Source organism: Candidatus Scalindua japonica (assembly GCF_002443295.1).
Classification (GTDB): domain Bacteria; phylum Planctomycetota; class Brocadiia; order Brocadiales; family Scalinduaceae; genus Scalindua; species Scalindua japonica.
Genome location: NZ_BAOS01000040.1, coordinates 38,712 through 45,954 on the forward strand (window position 1 = coordinate 38,712; position 7,243 = coordinate 45,954).

Sequence of the window (7,243 nt, forward strand, 5' to 3'; positions counted from 1 at the left end):
TATAGTTCCAGAGCGGTATATTATACTAATTTATAACGTATAACAAGAGAACCTTTTTCTTTTGACAATCAAAGTTCTTTGCATTAGAATCAAAAGTTTATAATTAATTTTAAAATCAGTAGCGGGGAAAGTGATGAAAATAAGGCTTTTTATAACGTTAATTTCTTTAAGTTTTGCAGGTTTATTAATAAATGGTTGTGGTGATAATACACCAAGCCCCCATGGTGGTATTGTCGGTGCTCCGCAAAGCGGAGGCGACATGAACTTTGAGCAGCAGGCATTAAAAGCGGAGCAGGATGATCTTGCCAAATTGAAAATAGGAAAAATGCATGCGAGTGATTCAGATGATGGTCATCTCAGTGCTCATGGCACTCCTAAAGAAACGAAAAAAGATCCCAATGAGGTAATAGCGACAGTAAACGGCGAAAAAATTATACGTCTGGAACTTGACAAGATAATGGATAAAGCCAAAACAAGAATGAGTAAATCTAATCTGCATCTTGTAGAAGAAAAAGTTATAAATGATTTAATTACACAGGCAGTACTCAAGCAGTTTATTAAAAAGGAAAATATCCAGGTTGATCTAAACCGTATTGAAACGGAGATTAATAATTTCAGGGAGAATATAAAAAAGAATCCTCAGACTAAAGACAAAAGCCTTGAAACACTTCTGGAAGAGCAGGGGGGAAGCCTCGACGAGTTGAGAGTTGCCCTGGATATCTCATTCGGAGTAGACGAATACCTCGAAAAGACTACATCAGAGGAAGAGATGAAAACCTATTTTACGGAGAACATAGGCAGCTTTAACGGGGAAATCGTTACTGCAAGTCATATTCTTATAGATACAAAAGGCGTAACCGATGAGACAAAATTAAAAGAGGCAAAAGAGAGAGCAGAAAAGATAAAAAAAGAACTTGATGAGGGTGGTGATTTTGTACAACTTGCTAAAGCCCACTCCGATTGCCCTTCCGCTAAGACTGGCGGAAATTTAGGTCCTATCAAGAGAGATGACATGGTAAAAGAATTTACGGATGTGGCCTACGCGACAGAGGTAAATGGTATCAGTGAACCGGTAAAAACACAGTTTGGTTATCACATTATCAAAGTTACAGGTAAAGACGCAGGTAAAGACGTCAATTATGAAGATATTAAGGATAAGGTAAAAATTGCACTTCATAATGAGAAAACATTGAATTTAATTCAGGATTTACTCAAAAAATCAGATGTTAAGGTACTATATACGCCAACTCCATACTATGCGGCAACGTCATCCGGTGGTGGCCATGGCGGCATGGGCGGTGGCGGGCATGGCAGTGGCATGGGCAACATGAGCATGCCAGGAGGACATGGAGGGGTGTATGGTGATCATGGTAATATGAAAACGAATACTTCTCCTCATGGCGGCGCTTCACCTCACGGTGGTACTGGCAATCCATCTCCTCACGCTGGAATGCCTATGCCGGGTGCTTCTTCACCCCATGGTGGTGCTTCACCTCATGGTGGTTCAAATCCACACGGGCAAATGAGTTCGGTAGAAGGTGGGTCTGTAGAGAAGAAATTTACTCTTACAAACGATTGATAGAGATCCTTCTGCCTGGACTTTGTTATTTCTTTTCGACACGGCCTTGTAGTTACAAGGCTGGTGTTGATTATTGTAGGGCCTCTCTTTCGAGAGGAGTCCAAGACTGGAATCCTCTCGAAAGAGAGGAACATTTCCCCGCAACTACATCAAAAATAGTATTAGCTACCCATCTTTAAGTTAAGAGGGATTTTGAAAGATTGTAAACGGAGTTAACGTATAAAATGGATCCTCAGTCAGCTATAAAAATATCCGTTATTCTATATTGGAGTTCACTGTTAATCTATACTTCCTATTGGATAGTCGGCTTCATGGGCAGAGGGATAAGGTTCTATGTCCTCCTGGGTGGAATTGTCCTGCACACGGCATCAATTACCTTCAGGGGTATTGCTATAGAATATTTCCCGCTGACTAACAAATTTGAATCATTTACAGGGTTTGCTCTTGCATGCTTCAGTGTGCTTCTTTTTTATTCCAGGGTAGAGAGTTACGTCTACAGGATTGCAACGTTTAGTGTAGGATATATTTTCTTTGTTGTTGCTTCCGTTTGCTTCTCCTCTTATTTAATGAAGGTGTCATATGCACCGCCGCTTATGTTGACGATATGGTATGTCCTTCACGTTCCTATATCTTTCTATTGCTATGCATTATGGACAAGTGCTTTCGCTGCAGCAATGGCAAGATATTTTTCCGGAAGTGAAGATAAGAGACGGTTTGAGTATATAATAGATGCTGGCTTCCAATACGGATTTATAGCCTTCTCGATATCTATGATATTCGGCGGACTATGGGGTTATGTAGCCTGGGGGTCCTATTTTCTTTGGGACGCGAAGCTGCTCTGGTCTGTGATTATCTGGTTCTTTTATGCGACTTGCATTCATCTGGATTATTGGCCCGCATCCAGAAAGTACAAAACACCACTGGCAATAGTTGGATTTGTTATACTTCTGACAACGTATGTTGGTACAAGTTTTCTTATTAAAAGTTCACACAGTTTTTAATATAAAATGAAAAAAGTATATGATTTTTTAAGGTCCCAGAAGACGGGAATAATAGTAGGATTTGCGGTTACGGGACTCCTTATAATAGGCAGCCTTATCATGAATTACTGCCCGGAATCCTACGAGGGGCTTTCGGGTGAAGATATCACATTCTTCTTTAATGAACCTAAGCCGATACACATCTGGTTTTACCTGATGTTTGTTGCCTTTGCCATGTATGGGATATGTATCTTCATCTGTACACTGGACTCTATCCTTAGAAAGGTAAAGGCACGTTCCAAAAAAGTTGCTTTGTATGGTGCCTCAATTGTTCATATCGGTTTCCTCGTCACGCTTGTGGCGCATCTTGTTGGCGGCATATGGTCGGAGTCTGGCAGACCAATCACGGTTTCCAATACATGGGTCCAGGCCGGTGAATATGAGTTAAAGGTGACAGGGCTTGACTCAACTACTTACCCAAACGGTATGCCCAGGAAGATAACCGCACAGATGAAGATAAGGAAAGACGGGGAGGAGTATGATGACACGCTCGGCTACAACAACCCTGTGCTTGTAGATAGCGGGACCAAACAGTTCCTTTTACGAAATTATGGAAACATGCCAAACGCGGTAGTAATGAATATTGACGGACAAACAGTGACGTTAAACATAAAGGACGTCATAGAGATAAACGGAACAGATGTACTCATTGCAAATCTTTACATGCCGCCTCAGTTCCCACTGCCTGTTCTGCAGTTAGTCTCAAAAGGTAATAACGATAAATACGATCAAACCTATGTCCGCATTGGCAGGCAAAATGTTCAGAATGTTAAGGGGGTAGACGTAATATTTCAAGACATTAAATCTACACCTGCTGTAGTTGTTACAACGAAGAAGAACCCGAGTATACCACTTACACTGATTGCAATCGGCTGTTTTGGGTCAGGTATGCTTTTGGTGGTCTTCAGGACGGCGTACAAGATGGTCAGGGTTTAAGCGAGCAAGATGTTCTGGTTTATGAATTACGATCTCAAATTACAGGAAACGTGAGGTATTTAACGGATTGAGCAGATGCAGGATGAAACACTGCTCATCCTGGACATCATATAGTTTCTGTAGAACACCACATATCGTAATGATATCCATAGGAATCAAATTAGTATTATACAAATATACAAAAAAGTTCTGTTGTAAGCGTTACTCACCCTACCAGATTTTCATACTACTGTATTAATAAATTTGATCTTATATACGTTGTCACTCTTTTATCAATTAATTTCCAACACCTGCTTAAAGAAAGACTTAGCGGAATATCTATTAAACTGGGTATGCATGGATAGATAAAGGCTTTTGACTTGACTGTTTATGGGTATTGTGTTAGATTTCAAATCCAATATATCATTTCACATACACCCACTAGTAAGTTAAATTTAGGTTCCATTTCTATCAGAATAAACGAGTAAATCTATTTCAATCGTAATGAAACAATATAATAAAATAATATTTCTATTCTTAATTATACTATTTTTCAGCTGCATCCTTGCACCCATTAAGAAGGTGCCTCTGGATTTTATGTTAGCAAAGACAGGGTTCATGGCTGATACTGTTGACTTTGAAGATGGTGTGTATGATTTTGGTAAGGTGATGAGGCGGATTTTGATGGTGGTTGCCCTGATAGTGTTTATTGTCTTCAGGAAATCGCTGAGATTTGGCGCTCTGGTCTCTTCAGCGATAAAGACCGGACCCGGTTTCCTTCGGCAGTTCCGGTTGGGGTTCTTGCTTGCAGTAGTACCTCTACTTATCTATTATGGACTTGGACTTCTTACCGGCGCGTGGATTATTCATATAGATTATGATTCGGCAGGGGTTACGATATTATACATTATTAAATACGCATTGATAGGCTGCCTCATAGGTATTATAGAGGAGATACTTTTCAGGGGTTTTGTACTGCAGTCTTTTCTGGAGAGTGTGTCGTTGCCTGTGGCTGTTTGTGTAAGTAGCTTGATTTACTCGATGCTCCATTTTTTTAAAGCTGATGTCTTTGTGTCTACAGGTTTTCAGCCGCTTGTTGGTTTTACAACCATTGCACTTTTTTTTAAACCGGTTTTCTTTGATTTTTTTAGTAATTTGCCAGCAATTCTCGGTCTGTTTCTGGTTGGTGTAGTGCTCTCATACGCGTTTATCAGGACGAAATCGTTGTATCTCTCGATTGGTCTTCATGCGGGAATGGTGTTTATGATGAAGGCAGACGGGATGTTCCTCGTTCGTGTCAGGGAAAAACTGGGATGGTTGTTTGGTGACAGCAAGTTGGTAACAGGAGTGCTCGTCTGGTTTCTCTTAATATTTATTTTATTTGTAATAAAAAGAATTTATAGTAGAAATATTACTTTGGAGTAAATATAAATGGAAAAGACATTAAAAGAGCTTGCCGATTACCTGGGAGGAGAGGTGATTGGTGATGAAAATATAAAGATAAAAGGTGTAATGACGATTGATGAGGCCAGGGAAGGTTATATCACCTTTGTATCTAATATAAAATATATCAAAAAAATAGAAGAGACATCGGCATCGGCAATTCTTGTTTCGCCGGGAATTACGACCAAAGGCAAAAACCTGTTGGTTACAAAAAATCCTTACCTCGCGTTTGCAAAGGTCGTTGACCTGATGATGAGCCCGGAGAAGGTTTATCCAGGGTCATTGGATAACTCTGCCAGGGTAAGTGATTCCGCCGAAATAGGCGCTAATGTAACTGCTTATCCGTTTGTTTTTATAGGTGAAAATGTAAAGGTTGCTGATAATGTAGTTTTGTATCCCGGTGTTTATGTAGGGGATAATTGTCAGATAGGGAAGGATACCGTAATCCATCCAAATACCGTACTCCACAGAGGAACAACGATTGGAGAGCGTGTTGTTGTTCATAGTAATTCCGTCATTGGTTGCAGCGGTTATGGATATGCTCCTGATGGGAAGAAATACTATAAGATACCTCAGGTTGGGGTTACCGTAATTGAAGATGATGTTGATATCGGCGCCAATACCACAATCAACCGTGGTGTACTGGGGGAGACGAGGATCAAAAGAGGCACAAAGATAGACAGCGAGGTGATGATTGCGCATAACGTTGAGATTGGTGAAGACACACTGATCACCTCACAGGTAGGTATTGCCGGTAGTGTTGAGATTGGTAATAACGTTATCCTGGCAGGGGGGGCGGGTGTTGCCGGTCATATCAAGGTGGGGGACAATGTACAGGTGGGTGGCTGGTCAGGAGTTATAAAGGACTTGCCGCCTGGCGGTACATATCTTGGAACACCGGCAATAGAGATTGAAAGAATGAGAAAGTGTTTTATCATTATACAGAAACTGCCGGAAATGAAAAATACTATAAAAGATTTACAGAAAAAGATAGAACAACTGGAGAAACGGTTGGGGTCGGATTAAAAAAGTTAAATGATTTAAAATGGAAAGATTAGGATTGATTGCAGGTAATGGAAGATTTCCGATACTCTTTGCGCAGAGTGCAAAGGAGAAGGGAATAAGTGTCATAACAGTTGCTATTGAGGGGGAGGCTTCCCCTGAGATAGAACAATATGTTGAGAAGTTATATTGGGTTGGTGTTGCCAAGATGGGCAAAATGATACGGACATTTAAGAACGAACATATAGAGAAAGCTGTTATGGCGGGGGGGTTGACAAAATCACATATACATTCAAGGTTTAAGCACTTGAAATTCATGCCTGATATGAGAACAATCAACATGTGGTATAAAAAACTCAGGAGTAAACATGACCACTCTATCCTTGAAGCAGTTGCAAATGAATTTGCATTAGACGGTATAGAACTCATCAGTTCCTTAGATTATGTGAAAGACCTTCTGGCAGAGAAAGGTTGTTTAACTAAGAGAAGACCAACGGAAAATGAGGCAGCCGATATAGAATTCGGGTGGAAGATAGCAAAGGAAGTTGCGGGGATGGAGATAGGTCAATGTATAGTGGTAAAAGATAAAATAGTCCTGGCAGTAGAGGCGATTGAGGGTACAAATGAAACTATTAAACGGGGGGGTAAACTTGGCCGCGGTAATGTTGTTGTGATTAAATTAAGCAAAAAAGGGCATGATCCGCGTTTTGATGTACCTACCATTGGCACAGAAACTATTGAATACTTGAAAGAAGCCGGCGTCTCTACAATAGCGATAGAAGCGGAAAAGACTCTGGTCCTTGATAAAGAAGATGTGATTAAACAGGCAGACAAGCATAAAATTGCGATAATTGCGTTGTGATAATGAGGGTTTGTTTATTGGACGTCGCTTTTTTTACGTAAATAAAAAAGAACAACACTCACCTTTTAATATGTTTGATAAGGTTGGAACTGCTTATTTGATCAACTGTTTTCTCTTAGAGATCAAATTCCACATTTACTTTTTCTCTATTTCTTCAAATCTTTCGAGCTTCTTCTCTAATTTTATAAATACTTTATAATAGTATCCAATGATTTTTGCCACAATATCTGACGCAGTATCTTCATTGTAAGTGTATGTCGTCATCTTCCGGCTGTGTATCATTCTCATCCATATTTCACCATCTTCAATAAGCCCTCTATTAAATGCCAATAGAATGGCGTCTCTACATCCTCGAATATCTATTTTAGTTTGATATTCGTAAAAATCTTTTATCGTGTTCCA

At 40.0% G+C, this 7,243-nt stretch carries 7 protein-coding genes; 6 read left to right on the forward strand and 1 reads right to left on the reverse strand.

The features are described from left to right. The first annotated feature begins 133 nt into the window (after positions 1-133). The 6 genes from SCALIN_RS19585 (at position 134) to SCALIN_RS19610 (ending at position 6,841) form a co-directional block, all read left to right on the forward strand. Positions 134-1,579, forward strand: a complete 1,446-nt coding sequence (locus SCALIN_RS19585) for a foldase protein PrsA (protein ID WP_096896135.1) — start codon at positions 134-136, stop codon at positions 1,577-1,579. 311 nt (positions 1,580-1,890) lie between these two features. Beyond that, complete coding sequence (gene ccsA / locus SCALIN_RS19590; RefSeq protein ID WP_162532424.1) at positions 1,891-2,580, forward strand: cytochrome c biogenesis protein CcsA; 690 nt, start codon at positions 1,891-1,893, stop codon at positions 2,578-2,580. Between the two features lie 99 nt (positions 2,581-2,679). After that, a complete protein-coding gene (locus tag SCALIN_RS19595) occupies positions 2,680-3,555 on the forward strand; it encodes a cytochrome c biogenesis protein ResB (RefSeq protein WP_133112078.1) in 876 nt (291 codons plus the stop codon). Between the two features lie 576 nt (positions 3,556-4,131). Beyond that, positions 4,132-4,959, forward strand: coding sequence for a CPBP family intramembrane glutamic endopeptidase (locus SCALIN_RS19600; protein WP_162532425.1), 828 nt, complete (start codon positions 4,132-4,134; stop codon positions 4,957-4,959). Positions 4,960-4,965: 6 nt separating this feature from the next. Further along, positions 4,966-6,003 carry a UDP-3-O-(3-hydroxymyristoyl)glucosamine N-acyltransferase gene (lpxD, locus tag SCALIN_RS19605; protein WP_096896139.1) on the forward strand — a complete coding sequence of 346 codons (1,038 nt, stop codon included), beginning with the start codon at positions 4,966-4,968 and terminating at the stop codon, positions 6,001-6,003. A gap of 19 nt (positions 6,004-6,022) precedes the next feature. Continuing rightward, positions 6,023-6,841 carry an LpxI family protein gene (locus SCALIN_RS19610; RefSeq protein WP_096896140.1) on the forward strand — a complete coding sequence of 273 codons (819 nt, stop codon included), beginning with the start codon at positions 6,023-6,025 and terminating at the stop codon, positions 6,839-6,841. 135 nt (positions 6,842-6,976) lie between these two features. On the opposite strand, the gene SCALIN_RS19615 is transcribed toward SCALIN_RS19610, so the two are convergent. Then, the coding region (locus SCALIN_RS19615; RefSeq protein WP_203415583.1) for a nucleotidyltransferase substrate binding protein at positions 6,977-7,243 on the reverse strand (267 nt) is incomplete at its 5' end.

What these genes read in the sequence shown, in the direction of transcription:
- lpxD (WP_096896139.1), top strand. Translation starts at nt 4,966, where the DNA reads ATGGAAAAGACATTAAAAGAGCTTGCCGATTACCTGGGAGGAGAGGTG.
- ccsA (WP_162532424.1), top strand. Translation starts at nt 1,891, where the DNA reads ATGGGCAGAGGGATAAGGTTCTATGTCCTCCTGGGTGGAATTGTCCTG.
- SCALIN_RS19585 (WP_096896135.1), top strand. Translation starts at nt 134, where the DNA reads ATGAAAATAAGGCTTTTTATAACGTTAATTTCTTTAAGTTTTGCAGGT.
- SCALIN_RS19595 (WP_133112078.1), top strand. Translation starts at nt 2,680, where the DNA reads ATGAATTACTGCCCGGAATCCTACGAGGGGCTTTCGGGTGAAGATATC.
- SCALIN_RS19610 (WP_096896140.1), top strand. Translation starts at nt 6,023, where the DNA reads ATGGAAAGATTAGGATTGATTGCAGGTAATGGAAGATTTCCGATACTC.
- SCALIN_RS19600 (WP_162532425.1), top strand. Translation starts at nt 4,132, where the DNA reads ATGTTAGCAAAGACAGGGTTCATGGCTGATACTGTTGACTTTGAAGAT.